Below are 15,227 nucleotides of genomic sequence, written 5' to 3' on the forward strand. Positions count from 1 at the left end.
GAACTTCCCTAGGCTGACCCCATGTCCGAGCAGCACTACCCAGACCTGGACGCCGACGAGAGAACCACCCTCACCCAGTTCCTCGACCAGTACCGCCACCGTGTCCTCACCCGGATCACCGCCCTCACCGACGAGCAAGCCCGAACCCGGAGCATCCCGACCACAGATCTGTACCCCGGCAGCGTGGTGAAACACCTGGCCCACATGGAAGACCACTGGTTCATCGCCCGCATCGGCGGCGGCGTACTCCCGGAACCGTGGGCGTCGGCCCCCACCGACAACTGGGCCTTCACCTCGGCCGCCGACAACACCGTCGCCGAGCTCGCCGCCCTGTACGAGCTCGCCTGCAACCGAAGCCGCGCGGTCGCCGCCCGCCTCCCGAGCCTCGACACCCGCGCGCCGCGCCCGTCCTTCGGCAAAGGCCCGGTGACGCTGCGCTGGGTCATGGTCCACCTGCTCGAAGAAACCGCCTGTCACCTGGGCCACCTCGATCTGTTAGCCGACGCAGCGCGCTCACGGTAGGTTTTCGGTATGCGACGTGCCTTGATGGTGGATCTGTTTAGCACCCTGATTCCCGGTGGGCATCGGGAGCGTGCCGCGGTGCACAACGAGATGGCGGGGGTGCTCGGGGTGGAGCCCGACGACTTCGCGGCCGCGTTCGAAGCAACGGTCCACGAGCGGTTCACCGGGGCGTACGGCGATCTGCCGTCGACGCTGCGCGAGCTGGCGCACCGCTGTGGTGGCCGACCGAGTGACGATCAGTTGCGTCGGGCAACGGAGATGCGGCGTACGCTCGCCGGGGAACTCGTCGCCGCCGCGCCGACATCGACGCTGGACGCGCTCGCCACGCTGCGGGCGGCGGGCTGGCGGACGGGGCTGGTCAGCAACATCACCTCCGAGACACAGACGCAGTGGTCGCAGAGCGCCCTGTCGCAGCACTTCGAGGTGACGGCGTTCTCGGCCGAGGTCGGAGCGGCGAAGCCGGAGCCGGCGATCTACCTGGCAGCCTGCGAAGGTCTCGGCGTCGAACCGACCGAGTGCGTGTACGTCGCTGACGGGTGCGACAACGAGTTGGCCGGTGCCACCGCCCTCGGCATGCGGGCCATCCGGACGACCGAGCACGCCGACAGCGATCCGGGCTGGGCCGGGCCGACCATCGCTTCGTTCGCTGCCCTCCCTGCTCTGCTCGGCACCCCGGGGTAAACGCCGCTCGAACTGCCTGGGACCCCGCGGGTTTGTTAGGTTCGGACGATGGCGACCTACTCGCCGGCTGAGGCAGCCGCGGAATCCGGGTTCAGCATCGACACGCTGCGCTACTACGAGCGTGAAGGCATCCTGCCGCGCATCGAGCGCAACGCGGGCGGGCGGCGGGTGTACAGCGACGGTGATCTGTGGATGCTCGGGTTCCTGCGCTGCCTGCGGGACACCGGGATGTCGATCGAGCAGCTCCGCCGGTACGGCGAACTGAGCCGCGACGAGGCGACGATGCCGGAGCGGGTCGAGCTGCTGGAGGAGCACGCGGCGTCGATCCGGGCGCGGATCGACGAGCTCGGCGCGACGCTCGAGCGGGTCGAGGAGAAGGCGGAGTGGTACCGCGGGGAGCTGCGGCGGATCGACGACGCGTCATGATCAGCTCCAGCACGACAACCTCAGCCTCGCCGCTGATCCGCTTCAGCGCCGCGACCTAAGCGCCGTCCAGCGTCGCCAGCTCGTCCTCGGTGAGAACGGTGGACGCGCCCTCCACCGCCTGTTCGAGCTGCTCGACGCTGCTGACGCCAACGATCGGGGTCAGCGCCGGGCGCCCGGACGCCAGCCAAGCGAGCACCACCTGCCCCGGCCGCAGCCCGCGCGCAGCTGCGACCCGACGCAGCGCCGCCAGCCGTCGATCAGTGCCGGGATGTTGGTACTCGACCTCGAGCGGCCGATCGTCCCGGTCGTACCGTCCCCGCAGCGTCGCCGTGTAGACCCACCCCTCGAACGACGGGTTGCGCCGCAGAAAATCGAGCCCGTCCGGCGACAACATCCCGAGCGCGATCGGCTGCCCCTCGACCGCCATCCCGCCCGCAGGCTGCAGGTAGGAGTAGCGCTCCTGATACCCAACAGGCTGCGGAAGACCACCGCGCTCGGCAGCAGCCCGGATCCGCTCGACCAACCACGACGGATGGTTCGACACACCCCACCGAGCAGCCAGCCCGTCCCGAACCAGCCCACCGAACGTCGCGACCAGCTCCTCCACCGGAACCGACGGGTCCTCGACGTGTGCCCAGTACAGATCCACGCCGTCCACCCCCAGCCGCTCCAAGGTCCCCGCCATCGCCCCACGCACCACGTCCTCGCGCAGCCCTTCGAGATGCTCGGGAAATCCCCCGACCCGCGTCGGCTGCGCGCCCACCTTCGTACTGAGGCGCACCGGCACGCCCGGGTTGGCCGCCAGCCACCGCCCCAGCACCGCCTCGCTCTGACCACCGAAACCTGTCTCGGACGTCCAGAAGCTGTAGTTGTCGGAGGTGTCGATCGAGGCCCCGCCGAGTTCGGCGTACCGGTCGAGGATCGCGAACGCGGTCCGCTCGTCGACCGTCGTGCCGAAGTACATCGCGCCGAGGGCCACCACTGGTGTGTTCATCACCCCACCCTGATTCCTGGAGCGCGCTCCAGGTCAACCCTCCGGGTGACCGCCGTACACACGCAGCTTGTACTCCGTCGTCGCGAGCGCGAGCTGGTACGCCCGGACCTGGCGCTCGATGCGCTCCCGCTGTTCGAGCATGATCGCCCGCCGCTCGGGAATCGTGCTGTCGCCTTGATCGACCAGTACGACGTACCGCTTGAGGTCGTGCATCGTCATCCCCGACAACCGCATGCGGGTGAGGAACACGAGACCGAACCGCCTCGGCGCCGAGGGGCAGGCGCAGCGGGGCGTCGGGGTGGTCGAGCGTGCTGCGGATCGCCGCCGCGGCTCGCGTCGGGTCGCCCTCCTGGACGCCGTCGGCCTCGGCCAGGTTCGCCCGTACGGCGCTGATCACGCCGTCGTACCCGGCCCGGGGCTCGGCGGTGATGAGCACGTCCGGTGCGTTGAACTCGGTGCGGAAGCGGCTCGGCTCGACGATCAGCACGCGGATCCCGAACGGCGCGACCTCCCCCGCGAGCGCCTCGGACCAGCCTTCCAGAGCGAACTTGCCCGCCGAGTAGCTGCCGACGGCCGGGAACGACATCCGCCCGCCCTGACTGCTCATCTGCACGATCGCGCCGGATCCCTGCTCGCGCAGGTGAGGCAGCACCGCGCGTACGTACGCGGCGGGCCCGAAGAGGTGCTGGTCGAGCATGTCGCGCAGCGCCGCGTCCGTGATCTCCTCGGCGGCGCCGACCTGTCCGGCGCCGGCGTTGTTGACGAGTACGTCGACCCGCCCGAACTCGCGCACCGCACGCTCGACAACGGCTTCTGCACCAGCGGTGTCGCGTACGTCGTGCTCGACCGCGAGCGTCCGGTCGCCGTACGCCGCAGTGAGCGCCGCGAAGCGTTCGGCTCGTCGCGCCGTACCGACGACGCACTCGCCGGCCGCGAGCGCGGCCTCGGCCAGGGCGAGGCCGAGGCCCGAGCTGGCGCCGGTGATGATCCAGGTCTTCGTCATGGCTTCGACGCTAGGGGTTCGAGTGCGCTCGAACGCAAGCCTGCGACGCCGGCTTCCTCTGTGTGCTCAGGTCGCCAGCCGGGCGTACCGGCCGTTGCTCTCGACAAGCGTCTCGTGCGTCCCGGACTCGATCACCCGGCCGTGGTCGATCACGACGAGCTGGTCGGCGTCGCGAACCGTGGACAACCGGTGCGCGATGGTGATCGTGGTCCGCCCCTCGGCGAGCCGGTCGAAGGCCTGCTGGACCGCCCGCTCGGTCTCGGTGTCGAGCGCGCTGGTGGCCTCGTCGAGGACCAGGACGCGCGGGTTGCGCAGCAGGGTCCGGGCGATCGCGATCCGCTGCTTCTCGCCGCCGGAGAAGCGGTGCCCGCGGGAGCCGACCATGGTGTCGTAGCCGTCCGGGAGTCCGACGATCAGGTCGTGGACCTGGGCGGCGCGGGCCGCGTCCTCGATCTCGGCGTCGGTGGCGTCGGGCCTGGCGTAGCGGAGGTTCTCGCGCACGGTGGTGTGCAGCAGGTAGGTCTCCTGGCTGACGACGCCGACCACACCGGCCAGGTCGGCCAGCCGCAGGTCGCGCAGGTCGATGCCGTCGATCGTGACGCGTCCGCTGGTCGGGTCGTAGAGCCGCGAGACCAGGGAGGCGAGGGTGCTCTTGCCGGAGCCGGTCTCGCCGACCAGCGCCAGCGTCGTACCGGCTGGGACGTCGAGACTGACGCCTGCGACCGCGGCCGTTTCGCTGCCGGGGTAGGCGAAGGTGACGTCCTCGAACCGGACGTGGCCGGTGATCCGGGCCGGGTCGATCTCGACCGGGTCGGCCGGGTCGTCGACGTCGACCGGGAGGTCGAGGTACTCGAAGATGCGCGCGAACAGGGCCAGCGAGCTGGTCAGCGAGATGCCGACGTTGAGCAGGCCCATCAGCGGCCGGAACAGCCCGGCCTGCAGGGTGGTGAAGGCGATCAGCGTTCCGATCGACAGCGTTCCGGCCGTCATCGGCAGGCCCGCGCTCAGGTAGATGATCGCCGGGATCGCCGCGAAGATGACGCTCATCGAGGCCATCCGCCACCGGCCGGCCAGCTCCGAGCGGAGCTCCAGGTCGATCAGGCGGGCCGACGAGGCGGTGAAGCGCTCTACCAGGGTCGCGGCGGTGCCCAGGTTCTTGCTGAGCTGGATGCCGCTGATCGACAGGCCTTCCTCGACGGTGACGTTGAGATCGGCCAGCTCGTGCTGCCGCTGGGCGGTGATCGTACGGCGCATCCGGGCGACCTTGCGGGTCAGGTAGATCGCCGGCGGCATCACGACGAGCGAGATCAGCGAGAGCTGCCAGGACAGCGCGAGCATCGCCACGGCGGTCGCGATCGCGGTGGTCAGGTTGGAGGCGATGGACGTCGCGGTCGACGTGACGACCGGCTCCATTCCGCCGATGTCGTTGGTGATCCGCGACTGGACCTCGCCGGTGCGGGTCCGGGTGAAGAACCCGATCGACTGGCGCTGCAGGTGCGCGAAGACGTCGGTGCGCAGCCGGTGCATGACCTGCTGGCCGACCGTCGTACTGATCCAGGTCTGGACGACGCCGAGCGCCGACGTCACGGCGGCGACGGCGACCATGCCGACGACCAGCCAGACCAGGAGCTTCAGGTCCTGCTGCGGGAGCGCGGTGTCGATGACCGCGCGGAGCAGGAACGGTGACGCCATCGCCACCACGGACGACGCGACGATGATCGCCGTGACGACGGCGAGGGACAGTTTGTGGGCGGTGAAGAGCCGTCCGATCCGGGCCAGCGAGACCTCACGGGCCTGGGCCTTCTCGGCGGCTGTGGCCGACTTGGGGCCGCCACGGCGGCCGCGCTGCTGAGTGTCGTGATCCAAGGGAAGTCCGATCTGTCAGTGGAGATGCTGAGGTTACCTCACTATGAGGTTACAACACGATCGGTTGGTAGGCTATTCCCATGGCCGACGACGACGAGGAGACCCTCCCCGAGACCTTCTGGGGAGTCGCTCATCAGCTCCGCCACCTGCGCAAGAAGACCCTGGCCCCCTGGGACATCGCCCCGTCCCAGGCCCGCGCCCTCAGCGTCCTGCTCCGCGAAGGCCCACTCCGCCTCAGCGAGCTCTCCGACCACCTCCGGATCGCGGCCCGCTCTACCACCGAGGTCGTCGACGCCCTCCAAACCCGAGGCCTGGCCGACCGCCACCCCGACCCCCAGGACCGCCGCGCGACCCTCGTCACCCCCACCCCCGAGGGCACCCGCATCGGCGAGGCCATCCGAGCCTCCCGCGACGCCGAAGCCGAGGCCTACTTCAGCATCCTCACCGAGGACGAACGCGCGGAGCTGACCGGTATCCTCCGCAAGCTCCGGAGCGCGGAGCACTAGTCCGCCGAGCGCCGGCCTGGGGCGCACTGGCCGAGCTCGCGCATCGCGGTGTGCGTCGCGGTGTGCGTTGCCTGTCCACGCGACAGCGCGCTCGCCCGGCGTACCGGACGAGCGCGCCGTTGCGTCTTCGGAATCTTCTACGAACGAACGCTGATGATCGTCTTGCCCTTCACCCGTTCGGTCGGGTTGAACGCCGCGACCGCGTCGTCGAGGGCCGCCACGTTGCCGATCAGCGTACGGAGACGGCCTTCCCGCACCCGCTGGGCGAGCTCGGTCAGCTGAGGCCGGTCGGCCTCGACGACGAAGTCGATGGCGAGGCCGTCGGCGGGGCGGGACTCGGCTGGGCCGGCGATGGTGACGAGCGTTCCGCCGGCGCGGACCAGGGCCGCGGAGCGTTTCTGGGTTTCGCCGCCGAAGATGTCGAAAACCAGGTCGACCTCGCCGATCTCCTCCAGCACGTCGTTCTCGAGGTCGACGAACTCGTGGGCGCCGAGGTCGAGGGCGGGCTTGCGGTCGGCGGCTCGGCCGGTGCCGATGACGTGGGCGCCGGCTTCGCGGGCGAGCTGGGTGACCATCGAGCCGACTCCGCCGGCCGCGCCGTGGACCAGCACGCTCTGGCCCACCTGGAGGCGGCCGTGGACGAAGAGGCCCTGCCAGGCGGTCAGGCCTGAGATCGGCAGCGCGGCACCGACCGTGAAGTCGATGTCGCCCGGGAGCGGCGCGAGGTTGCGGGCCTCCACGGCGACGTACTCCGCGAGGGTGCCGTCGCGGGTCCAGTCGGCGAGGCCGAACACGCGCTGGCCGACCGACAGGCCCCTGGTGCCGTAGCCGAGCGCGGTGACCACGCCGGCCAGTTCGTGGCCGGGGATCGACGGCGTCCGGTCACGACCGAGGCGGTCGGTCCAGGTCGAGCCCCAGTCCAGCTCCCCCGGCGTGAAGCCCGACGCGTGAACCTCGACCAGTACGTCGTTGCCCGCCGCTTCCGGCAGCGGGCGCTCGGCCAGCTTCATCCCAGCCGTTCCCGCGGCCTGATCCGCCACCACGATCGCCCTCATCAGGCACCTCTCTCCATCCAGTTCGGTTGCTCGACGCTAACCCCTGAGTGGCCCCGGACCTGGGTCCACTTGAGACCTGTGAACGGGGACCACTCACGCTCAGCGGAGAACGCGAACCAGCGCGTCGAGGGCGGCCGACCAGGCGCTCGGGGACGGCGCGGCGAATCCGACGGCCACGCCGTCACGCGCCGAGGTCGACCCGGGGTGCCGGAAGAAGTCGAGCGGCTCGACCATCAGCTGTTCGCGGGTGGCGCGACGCGCGAGCTCGGCGCCGGTCCGGCCGGGTTGCTCGACGACGACGTGCAGTCCCGCGGCCAGCCCGGTCACCTGCGCCGACGGCGCGTGCCGGCCGATCACGTCCACCAACTGCCGCAGCCGACGCCGGTACTCCGAACGCATCGCGCGAACGTGCCGGTCGTACGCCCCGGACTCGACGAAGTCGGTCATCGCCAACTGGTTGACGAACCCGGCGGTCTCCTCCGCCCAGCCCTTCTGCGCGACGACCGGCTCGACCAGCTGATCCGGTACGACGAGCCAGCCGAGGCGCAGCCCCGGCGCGAGCGACTTGCTCGCCGTACCCAGGTAGATCACCCGGTCGTGGTCGAGCCCCTGCAGCGCGCCCACCGGCGACCGGTCGTAGCGGAACTCGCCGTCGTAGTCGTCCTCGATGATCAGCGCACCCCGCCGCCGCGCCCAGTCCACGACCGCGGCCCGCCGGTCGGACTGCAGCGCCACCCCCAACGGGAACTGGTGCGACGGCGTGAGCAGAACCGCACCCGGGGTCGGCTCGTCGTCGAGCGCGGACAGCTGCGCGCCGTCGGCGTCGACCGGGAGCGGGACGGTGATGAGCCCGGCCTTCTCCAACGTCTCGCGCTGCGTCTGCAGCCCGAACTCCTCGACCGCCACCGTTCGCACACCCGCATCCACCAGCACCGCGGCCACCAGCCGCAGTCCCTCCGCGGCCCCGCTGCACACCACCACGTTGTCGGCCCGCGCCCGCAGCCCGCGCGCCCGCGCCAGGTACCGCGCGATCGCGTCCCGCAGCTCGCCGCGGCCATGCGGATCGGCGTACCCGAAGGCCTCGAACGGTGCCGTGGTCACCGTCCGTTTCACCGCCCGAACCCACTCCTCGCGCGGAAACGCCGACAGGTTCGGCCAGCCCGGCCGCAGATCGTGCACCAGGGGTTGCCGCGCAGCCGGCGGTCGCGGCATCCGCCGTACGGCGGGTTGCTCAGCCGACCGCCGCGCCACCTCCGTCCCGGACCCGTGCCGCCCGGTCAGCCACCCCTCGTTGATCAGCTCCGAGTAAGCCCGTACGACGGTGTTGCGCCCCAGCCCGAGATCGTCAGCCAGCACCCGACTCGACGGCAGCCGCGTCCCCGGCGCCAGCCGCCCCGACCGAATCGCCTCCCGGAACGCGTCCATCAGCCCCGCCCGCACGTTCGGCCCGATCTGCCCGACGTGCAGGTCCAACCCCGCCGCCCGAACCGACTGCTCGCTCATGCCCAACGACGATACGGAACCGGCCGGACGAACAGCCACTGGCGATCACCTTGTCGACGCTGACGGCGAACGTGTCCACGGGTGCGATGACCAGCAGGAGCGCGGCCGCCGCCGCACCGAAGACCGAGTAGCTCAACGGCGCTTCCCAGCCGAGGAACAGGCCCATCGACAGCCCGAACACCAGCAGCAATCCCGTCGCGGCCAGCGCCGACCAGCGCACGAGGACACCGGTCAGCAGCGTCAGCCCCAGCACCGACTCGGCAACGGTCGCGCCCACCGCCGCCGCGCCGTGCAGCCCGTCCGGTACGTACGGCGAGAGCGTGTGCGTGTAGGCGGTGTACGCGGCGAAGTCACCCCAGCCGACCGCTCCGGTGCCGATCGGACCCCACCAGCCGAACCGATCGGCGACCGCCGAGAGGAACCCGGCAGCCAGCGCGAGGCGCGTGAACACCGTCGCGGCCGACCACACCCACTCCCGCTGGACGACAGTCTTCAAGGACAGCGCTTTGGATGCTTGCGGCAACGACACGCTGCGAGGCTAGTCCGCGGCGGCCCGTGACGCTGGGTCCACTTGACGCCGCGAATCGGGGACCAGTCGCTTCGGCAGGCCGGCCACCACCAGGTGGTAGGACTCCGCCACGAGTTCCCGCACCAGCTTCGCGTCGACCGTGCCACCGGCTTCCAGCGTGATCCAGTGCTTCTTGTCCATGTGGTAGCCGGGCGTGATGTCGGCGTACTGCGCCCGCAGGGCCGCCGCTTGGTCCGGCTCGGCCTTCAGCACCACGACAGGCCGGCCGGGCAGGTCGGTCATCATCAGGAAGATCTTGCCGCCGACCTTGTAGAGGTCCCAGTCGGGGTCCGACCGGTGCTCCAGCTCGGCGCCGGGCAGGTCGTCCGTGCAGACGGCCGCGATCTTGCGCAACTCCAGCGCATCCATGCCGATCCACTCCTTCGGTCGTTTCTGACACCCGTTGGTGGTCGGTGCGGCGTGGACCTTACCGCGGTAAGAACCGGCGCACCCACGCCACTAACCTCCCGTCCCCTCGACCGAAGGTAGAAACGATGCGAAGCCTGTACGAGCAGTTCATGGAGCTGCACACCCGCGACGGCGGGTTCGTGATGCCGAACGCCTGGGACGGTCTGTCGGCGCTGATGCTCGCCGACGCCGGCTTCGAGGCGATCGCGACGTCGTCAGCAGCGCTCGCGGCGACGCTCGGCCGGCCCGACGGCCGCCACCAGGTCACCCGCGAGGAGCACCTCGACCACGCGCGGCTGCTCGCCCGCGTCACCGGGCTGCCGGTCAACGGCGACTTCGAGGACGGGTACGGCGCGACGCCCGGCGACGTCGCGGCGACGGTCGAGGCCGCCGTCGACGCCGGCCTCGCGGGCATCGGTATCGAGGACACCTCCGGCGACCCGGACCGCCCGATCCGCGAGTTCGACGACGCCGTCGCACGCGTACGCCGTGCGGTCGACGCCGCCGGGAAACGCATCGTCGTCACCGGCCGGACCGACAACTTCATCCAGGGCCGCCCTGACCTCGACGACACCATCCGGCGCCTGACCGCGTTCGCCGAGGCCGGCGCGGACGTGCTCTACGCGCCGTACCCGCCCGACCTCGCCGCCGTCGAGGCGATCGTCACCGCGGTCGCGCCGACGCCGGTGAACCTCCTCGTCTCCCCCGCCGACCAGGTGCTGACCGTCGCCGAGCTGCAGAAGGCCGGTGTCAAGCGGATCAGCCTCGGCCCGTGGCTCTACGGGCACGCGATGGGCGCGCTCGACCAGGCCACGCGGGACCTCGTCAAGGGCGACCTCGCCTCCGCGGCGACCGGCCTCGACTTCGGCCGGATCGCCGCACTGATTGCCCGCAGCAAGAACTCCTCCAGCCAGTAGAAAGCGAACACCATGGATCTCGACCGACTGATGAGCAAGCACCTGACCCGGTACTTCGACCCCACCCGGACGATCCCCGAGGAGACCCTCGAGCAGCTGCTGAAGTTCCTGCGCTCGACGCCGACCTCGACCAACGTCCAGCCGAACCACTTCTACGTGATCGGCACCCCTGAGGGTAAGCAGCAGCTCGCCGACAACCTCGGCGAGCGCTTCCAGGACAACGCCGAGAAGATCCTGAACTCCTCGCACAGCATCATCCTCACCACCCGCGCGGACCTGCCGGAGAGCCACATCGACGCCGTCTTCAGCAAGGAGCGGGCCGACGGCCGCTTCCCCGACCCCGCGAAGCAGGATCGGTGGGAGTCGATGACCCGCGACTTCCTCGATCTGCGCAACTATCACTACAAGGACATGAACCACTGGATGGAGAAGCAGACCTACATGGCGGTCGGGATGACGATGATGGCGGCGGCCGAGCTCGGCGTCGAGGCGATGCCGCTCGAGGGCTTCGACCCGGCGTCGGTCGACAAGGCGTTCAAGATCCGGGAGACCGGGCACGCCACCACCGTGCTGATGGCGCTCGGCTACCCCGACCCGGCCAAGCAGTACAGCAACCCGATCTCGCGCTTCGACACCGAGCAGCTCTTCACGTTCGTCTGAGCAACCGACAAAGGAGACACCTGATGAAAGCGATCGTGGTGGACGACCAGGCCGCTGGCCCGGCCGGGATGCGGCTGATCGAGCGGCCCGACCCGACCGCGGCGATCAACGACGTGATCGTCGAGATCCACGCCTCGGGCTGGATCTCGACCGAGCTGGAGTGGCCCTCGACCTGGGTCGACCGCACCGGGCGGGACCGTACGCCGTCCGTCCCCGGCCACGAACTGGCCGGCGTGGTCACGTCCCTCGGCTACGGGACCACTGGCCTGTCCGTCGGTCAGCGGGTCTTCGGCCTCGCCGACTGGCACCGCGACGGCACGCTGGCCGAGTACGTCGCGATCGAGGCCCGCAACCTCGCACCGCTGCCCGACGAGGTCGACTTCACGGTCGGCGCGAGCCTGCCGATCTCGGCCCTGACCGCCTGGCAGGGCCTGTTCCAGCACGGCCGCCTCCGGCCCGGCCAGCGCGTCCTCGCCCACGGCGCGGCCGGCGCCGTCGGCACGATGGTCACCCAGCTCGCCCGCGCCGCCGGCGCCCACGTCATCGGCACCGGCCGCACCGCCGACCGCGAGAAGGCGATCGAGTACGGCGCGCACGAGTTCGTCGACCTCGGGCACGACGTACTGGAGGACGCCGGCCAGGTCGACCTGGTCTTCGACGTGATCGGCGGCGACATCCAGAAGCGCTCGGTCGCGCTGATCAAGCCCGGCGGCACGCTGGTCTCCGTCGTCGGCTCGCTCGAAGCCGTCCCGACCGACGGCCGCGCCGTCGACTTCGTCGTCGAGGCCGACCGCGCCGAACTCGAGGAGATCGCCCGCCTGGTCCGCGACGGGCGCCTCCGCCCGAACATCGGCACCACGACGACGCTCACCGAGGCCGTCACCACCTTCACCTCCACCGAACGAGCGAAGGGCAAAACCGTCGTCCAGGTCCGCCCGTAGCTCTCTGCGCGCCGGTTCATCCCAGGTCGATCGCCAAGCAGTTCGCGACCTCCAGTGGAGCGGCCTCCGGCAGCAGCACCGTCAGTACGCCGTACGACTGCTCGAACCGCACCGGCCCGTGCCCGAGCAGCCGTACGCCGGTGACGGTCTCGTGGCCGACCAGGCTGCGGATCACCGCGCGCCCGTCGGACGGCCAGGCCAGCTGGAAGGCGTACAGGGTGTCGCCGCGGCGGGTGAAGCGGAAGTCGGCGCTGGTCCAGCTGACCCGGTCCTCGGTGAAGCCGCGGACGACGACGCTCGACGGTCCCTCGCCGGAGACGCGGAACGGGCGCGTCCCGTAGATCCCCTCGCCGCAGACCCGCGTCCAGGCGCCGACGTCGTCGAGGAGCTGGGTGCACTCGCTGTCGATCGTGCCGTCCGGTCGCTGCGGGACGTTCAGCAGCAGGTTGCCGTTCTTGGCCACGATGTCGACGAGCATCTCGACCACGTGACCGGCGGTCTTGTACGTGTCGCGGACGTTGTAGAACCAGTCCCCCACCGACGTGTCGGTCTGCCACGGCGCCGGGTGGATCGCCTGGGTCTGGCTGCGCTCGATGTCCATCACGCCGACTGCACTCACCTCGGGCCGGCGGTCCTTCTGCTGGTAGACGGCGCGGTTGGCGCCGTGCACCCGTGCGCTGGTGCTGTACAGGTCCGCGACGGCCTGCAGACCCGGCCGGTAGTCGGCCTCACCGAAGGGCAGCGGCCCGTCGGTGTACAGCAGGTCCGGCTGGAACTTGTCGATCATCTCGGTCACCGCGGCCAGCCAGTAGCGGTACCACTCCGGATCCGCGACGTACCAGGGGTCCGGTACGTCGACGTCCGGCACCAGGTGCCGGCTGTTGTCCAGGTACAGATCCTTGTACGCCGGGTCGCTGCCGTCGTACGGCACCCCGGCGTACGCACCCAGCCGGTCGGCACCCTTGTTGACCGCCGTCCAGCCGAGCGTGGCGCCGAGGTGCTCGGTGAGTCCGAACGGCAGCCCGCGCTCGTCGGCGGCGGCCTTCCAGAGCGCGACGATGTCCTTGCCGGGACCGACCCGCGCCGAGTTCCAGCGGTTGACGGCCGAGTCGTAGTTGAAGAAGTGGTCGTGGTGCACGGCCTGCGCCACGAAGTACCGGGCACCCGCCGCCACGAACCGGTCCATCAGCTCCGCCGGGTCGAACCGCTCCGCGCGCCACAACTGCACGAGGTCCTTGTAACCGAACTCCGACGGGTGCCCGTAGGTCCGCAGGTGGTACCGGTACTGGTCGGTGCCTTCGCGGTACATGTTGCGCGCGTACCAGTCGCCGTACCGGGGCACGGACTGCGCGCCCCAGTGCGACCAGATGCCGAACTTCGCGTCCCGGAACCAGTCGGGACACTCGAAACCGGACAGGGACTCGAAGCTGGCATCGAACGGCACGGACTACTCCTTCTGCGGGTGGGTGGAACTACTTGGCCGGGACCTTGTCGAACGCGGTCTGCTGGATCTCCAGGTAGCGCTTCAGCCCCAGGCCCTGCAGACCCTTCACGTAGCTGTCCCAGTCGCTGTCGATGTTCTTCGAGCCGGTGATGAACTGCAGGGCGTTCTGCTGCACGTAGTTCTCGATGTTGGTCTGCAGCGTCGCCACCTCACCGGCCAGCGACGGGTCGATCCACACCTTCCAGAACGGGTAGATCTGCGCCTTGTCCTCCTTGCCGGCGTACAGCTTGGTGGCCTCGAACAGGCGCCGCTCGTAGCCGGCCTGCGAGTACAGGTCGGTGCCGATCACCTCGGAGTTCCGGAAGACCTCGGTGTTGTTGTACTGCGCGATCGCGCCCCAGCCGGAGTTCAGCGGCTTGGACCCGACCTTGAGCGGGATCTGCCGGAAGGTCGGCTTCAGCGTCTTGTCGAGCGCGACGTCGCCGGCCTTGGCCTTCACCCAGGCCTTGCCCTCGGAGCCGAACTGCCCGTTGATCTGGCCCTCGTCGGTGAAGATGAAGTCGAGCATCTTGATCGCCTGGATCTGCTCCTCCGGGGTCGCCTTGCTGGTCAGCACGAAGGTGGCGCCGGGGACGCTCGGGAAGTTGTAGCCGGTGAAGTTCGCGCCGCTCGGGCCGGTCAGCGGCGGGACGGCGTCGTACTGCTTGTCGCGGCCGTCGGGCGAGCCGGTGGTGACGAAGATGCCCGGGTGCAGCACGGTCGCCGAACCGAGGATCACCGTGCCGGCGTGGTCGCCCTGGGCCTGCAGCGCGTCCGGGTTCTGGGTGAAGGCGCCGCGGTCGATCAGGCCGTCCTTGTAGAGCCCGTTCAGGTAGCGCAGACCCTCACGCCAGCCGTCCTTGTCGGCCTGCAGGTCGACCTTGCCGCCGTTGAGCACCAGGGTCGAGTTGTTGTTGCCGCTGGTCCCCTGCGGGTCGTAGATGAAGGCGTTCATGAAGTACGGGATCAGCACGTCCTTGACGTCGGCGCTGAGCGGGATCTCGTCGGCCTTGCCGTTGCCGTTCGGGTCCTGCGTCTTGAACGCCTCCAGGACCTTGCGCATGTCCTCGGTGGTCTTCGGCTGCTCCAGCCCGAGCTTCTTCAGCCAGGCCGAGTTCATCCACAGCTTGTCCTGGTAGGAGCAGTGGAAGCAGTCCACCCACTGCGGCATCCCGTAGATCTTGCCGTCCGGCGCGGTGGCCATCTCCTTGTAGCCCGGCGACTGCTCCAGCGCCTTCTTGATGTTCGGCGCGTACTGGTCGATCAGCTGGTTCAGCGGGACGACGACGCCCTGGTTGGACAGCTTCAGCAGGTCGGCCTGGGTGAACTGGTCGACCCACGGGATCAGCATGTACAGGTCGGGGTAGTCACCGCTGGCCAGCGAGATCTGCCGCTTCTCGCGCGCCGGGCCGCCGTCGAACGTGGTGGTCTGCCACTTGATGCTGATCCCGAACTTCGACTTGAGCAGCGCGGTGAAGTCGTTGGTGGCCAGGTTCACGTCGGCACTCTGCGGAGCGAAGACGTCCAGGGTGACCGGCGGGTTGCCGGTGATCGTGGGCAGCGGCTTGCCCTGCGCGTCGTCGGTCCCGCTGCCACCGGAGCAGGCCGCCAGGGCCAGCGCCAGCAGACTCAGGCCGGCCACAGCGGTCTGCCGCTTCTTCGTGAACGGTGCGAACATAAGGTCCTCACAGGGT

17 protein-coding genes and 1 pseudogene are annotated in these 15,227 nt (G+C 70.0%); 8 read left to right on the forward strand and 10 right to left on the reverse strand.

From position 1 onward, the window contains the following. The first annotated feature begins 21 nt into the window (after positions 1-21). The 3 genes from ACZ6Z4_RS13230 to ACZ6Z4_RS13240 are packed head-to-tail and all read left to right on the forward strand — an operon-like array spanning position 22 to position 1,629. Entirely contained in the window at positions 22-522 is a 501-nt protein-coding gene (locus ACZ6Z4_RS13230) for a mycothiol transferase (RefSeq protein WP_465562337.1), read from the forward strand. Positions 523-531: 9 nt separating this feature from the next. Then, entirely contained in the window at positions 532-1,203 is a 672-nt protein-coding gene (locus ACZ6Z4_RS13235) for an HAD family hydrolase (RefSeq protein WP_465562339.1), read from the forward strand. A 48-nt stretch (positions 1,204-1,251) separates the two neighbouring features. Next, positions 1,252-1,629 (forward strand): MerR family transcriptional regulator, encoded by a 378-nt coding sequence (locus ACZ6Z4_RS13240; protein WP_465562341.1) that lies wholly within the window; start codon positions 1,252-1,254, stop codon positions 1,627-1,629. 55 nt (positions 1,630-1,684) lie between these two features. Here ACZ6Z4_RS13240 and ACZ6Z4_RS13245 read toward each other — a convergent pair whose 3' ends face one another. Both ACZ6Z4_RS13245 and ACZ6Z4_RS13250 read right to left on the reverse strand, forming a co-directional pair. Continuing rightward, positions 1,685-2,623: an aldo/keto reductase gene (locus ACZ6Z4_RS13245; RefSeq protein ID WP_465562343.1), complete on the reverse strand. Its 939-nt coding sequence runs from the start codon at positions 2,621-2,623 to the stop codon at positions 1,685-1,687. 33 nt (positions 2,624-2,656) lie between these two features. After that, positions 2,657-2,872 carry a MerR family transcriptional regulator gene (locus ACZ6Z4_RS13250; RefSeq protein ID WP_465562345.1) on the reverse strand — a complete coding sequence of 72 codons (216 nt, stop codon included), beginning with the start codon at positions 2,870-2,872 and terminating at the stop codon, positions 2,657-2,659. Between the two features lie 59 nt (positions 2,873-2,931). Between ACZ6Z4_RS13250 and ACZ6Z4_RS13255 the strand changes: the two genes are divergently transcribed. After that, positions 2,932-3,186, forward strand: coding sequence for a hypothetical protein (locus ACZ6Z4_RS13255; protein ID WP_465562347.1), 255 nt, complete (start codon positions 2,932-2,934; stop codon positions 3,184-3,186). Here the strand turns inward: ACZ6Z4_RS13255 and ACZ6Z4_RS13260 are convergent. Next, positions 3,126-3,626 (reverse strand): annotated as a pseudogene (locus tag ACZ6Z4_RS13260) (SDR family NAD(P)-dependent oxidoreductase); the annotation flags it as partial. The gene ACZ6Z4_RS13255 and the pseudogene ACZ6Z4_RS13260 overlap by 61 nt on opposite strands. A 66-nt stretch (positions 3,627-3,692) precedes the next feature. Continuing rightward, on the reverse strand, positions 3,693-5,492 hold the full coding sequence (locus ACZ6Z4_RS13265) for an ABC transporter ATP-binding protein (RefSeq protein ID WP_465562349.1): 1,800 nt from the start codon (positions 5,490-5,492) through the stop codon (positions 3,693-3,695). A gap of 80 nt (positions 5,493-5,572) precedes the next feature. Between ACZ6Z4_RS13265 and ACZ6Z4_RS13270 the strand changes: the two genes are divergently transcribed. Further along, a complete protein-coding gene (locus ACZ6Z4_RS13270) occupies positions 5,573-5,998 on the forward strand; it encodes a MarR family winged helix-turn-helix transcriptional regulator (protein ID WP_465562351.1) in 426 nt (141 codons plus the stop codon). A gap of 137 nt (positions 5,999-6,135) precedes the next feature. On the opposite strand, the gene ACZ6Z4_RS13275 is transcribed toward ACZ6Z4_RS13270, so the two are convergent. The 4 genes from ACZ6Z4_RS13275 to ACZ6Z4_RS13290 all read right to left on the reverse strand — a co-directional run bounded on the left by ACZ6Z4_RS13275 (position 6,136) and on the right by ACZ6Z4_RS13290 (position 9,493). Further along, a complete protein-coding gene (locus ACZ6Z4_RS13275; RefSeq protein WP_465562353.1) occupies positions 6,136-7,053 on the reverse strand; it encodes an NADP-dependent oxidoreductase in 918 nt (305 codons plus the stop codon). Positions 7,054-7,152: 99 nt separating this feature from the next. Next, positions 7,153-8,478 carry a MocR-like pyridoxine biosynthesis transcription factor PdxR gene (gene pdxR / locus ACZ6Z4_RS13280; RefSeq protein WP_465563760.1) on the reverse strand — a complete coding sequence of 442 codons (1,326 nt, stop codon included), beginning with the start codon at positions 8,476-8,478 and terminating at the stop codon, positions 7,153-7,155. Next, on the reverse strand, positions 8,399-9,085 hold the full coding sequence (locus ACZ6Z4_RS13285; RefSeq protein ID WP_465562355.1) for a hypothetical protein: 687 nt from the start codon (positions 9,083-9,085) through the stop codon (positions 8,399-8,401). Before ACZ6Z4_RS13285 ends, pdxR begins: the two co-directional genes overlap by 80 nt. A 9-nt stretch (positions 9,086-9,094) precedes the next feature. Next, positions 9,095-9,493 (reverse strand): MmcQ/YjbR family DNA-binding protein, encoded by a 399-nt coding sequence (locus ACZ6Z4_RS13290; RefSeq protein ID WP_465562357.1) that lies wholly within the window; start codon positions 9,491-9,493, stop codon positions 9,095-9,097. 125 nt (positions 9,494-9,618) lie between these two features. Here ACZ6Z4_RS13290 and ACZ6Z4_RS13295 point away from each other — a divergent pair, with 125 nt between their 5' ends. The 3 genes from ACZ6Z4_RS13295 to ACZ6Z4_RS13305 are packed head-to-tail and all read left to right on the forward strand — an operon-like array spanning position 9,619 to position 12,050. After that, positions 9,619-10,449 (forward strand): isocitrate lyase/PEP mutase family protein, encoded by an 831-nt coding sequence (locus tag ACZ6Z4_RS13295; protein WP_465562359.1) that lies wholly within the window; start codon positions 9,619-9,621, stop codon positions 10,447-10,449. A gap of 12 nt (positions 10,450-10,461) precedes the next feature. Then, the gene (locus ACZ6Z4_RS13300; RefSeq protein ID WP_363669252.1) at positions 10,462-11,109 is read left to right on the forward strand and encodes a nitroreductase family protein; all 648 of its coding nucleotides are present in this window, start codon (positions 10,462-10,464) and stop codon (positions 11,107-11,109) included. A gap of 23 nt (positions 11,110-11,132) precedes the next feature. Further along, complete coding sequence (locus tag ACZ6Z4_RS13305) at positions 11,133-12,050, forward strand: NADP-dependent oxidoreductase (RefSeq protein ID WP_465562361.1); 918 nt, start codon at positions 11,133-11,135, stop codon at positions 12,048-12,050. Positions 12,051-12,066: 16 nt separating this feature from the next. Here ACZ6Z4_RS13305 and ACZ6Z4_RS13310 read toward each other — a convergent pair whose 3' ends face one another. Further along, positions 12,067-13,494: an alpha-L-fucosidase gene (locus tag ACZ6Z4_RS13310; protein WP_465562364.1), complete on the reverse strand. Its 1,428-nt coding sequence runs from the start codon at positions 13,492-13,494 to the stop codon at positions 12,067-12,069. A 28-nt stretch (positions 13,495-13,522) separates the two neighbouring features. Then, positions 13,523-15,211, reverse strand: a complete 1,689-nt coding sequence (locus ACZ6Z4_RS13315; protein WP_465562366.1) for a type 2 periplasmic-binding domain-containing protein — start codon at positions 15,209-15,211, stop codon at positions 13,523-13,525. Positions 15,212-15,227 lie beyond the last annotated feature (16 nt).

It is taken from the genome of Kribbella sp. NPDC104740, assembly GCF_055583505.1.

Excerpts from the sequence above, each read along its gene's own strand:
- ACZ6Z4_RS13230 (WP_465562337.1), top strand. The coding sequence starts at position 22 with ATGTCCGAGCAGCACTACCCAGACCTGGACGCCGACGAGAGAACCACC.
- ACZ6Z4_RS13235 (WP_465562339.1), top strand. The coding sequence starts at position 532 with ATGCGACGTGCCTTGATGGTGGATCTGTTTAGCACCCTGATTCCCGGT.
- ACZ6Z4_RS13240 (WP_465562341.1), top strand. The coding sequence starts at position 1,252 with ATGGCGACCTACTCGCCGGCTGAGGCAGCCGCGGAATCCGGGTTCAGC.
- ACZ6Z4_RS13245 (WP_465562343.1), bottom strand. The coding sequence starts at position 2,623 with ATGAACACACCAGTGGTGGCCCTCGGCGCGATGTACTTCGGCACGACG.
- ACZ6Z4_RS13270 (WP_465562351.1), top strand. The coding sequence starts at position 5,573 with ATGGCCGACGACGACGAGGAGACCCTCCCCGAGACCTTCTGGGGAGTC.
- ACZ6Z4_RS13275 (WP_465562353.1), bottom strand. The coding sequence starts at position 7,053 with ATGAGGGCGATCGTGGTGGCGGATCAGGCCGCGGGAACGGCTGGGATG.
- pdxR (WP_465563760.1), bottom strand. The coding sequence starts at position 8,478 with ATGGACGCGTTCCGGGAGGCGATTCGGTCGGGGCGGCTGGCGCCGGGG.
- ACZ6Z4_RS13290 (WP_465562357.1), bottom strand. The coding sequence starts at position 9,493 with ATGGATGCGCTGGAGTTGCGCAAGATCGCGGCCGTCTGCACGGACGAC.
- ACZ6Z4_RS13295 (WP_465562359.1), top strand. The coding sequence starts at position 9,619 with ATGCGAAGCCTGTACGAGCAGTTCATGGAGCTGCACACCCGCGACGGC.
- ACZ6Z4_RS13300 (WP_363669252.1), top strand. The coding sequence starts at position 10,462 with ATGGATCTCGACCGACTGATGAGCAAGCACCTGACCCGGTACTTCGAC.
- ACZ6Z4_RS13305 (WP_465562361.1), top strand. The coding sequence starts at position 11,133 with ATGAAAGCGATCGTGGTGGACGACCAGGCCGCTGGCCCGGCCGGGATG.
- ACZ6Z4_RS13315 (WP_465562366.1), bottom strand. The coding sequence starts at position 15,211 with ATGTTCGCACCGTTCACGAAGAAGCGGCAGACCGCTGTGGCCGGCCTG.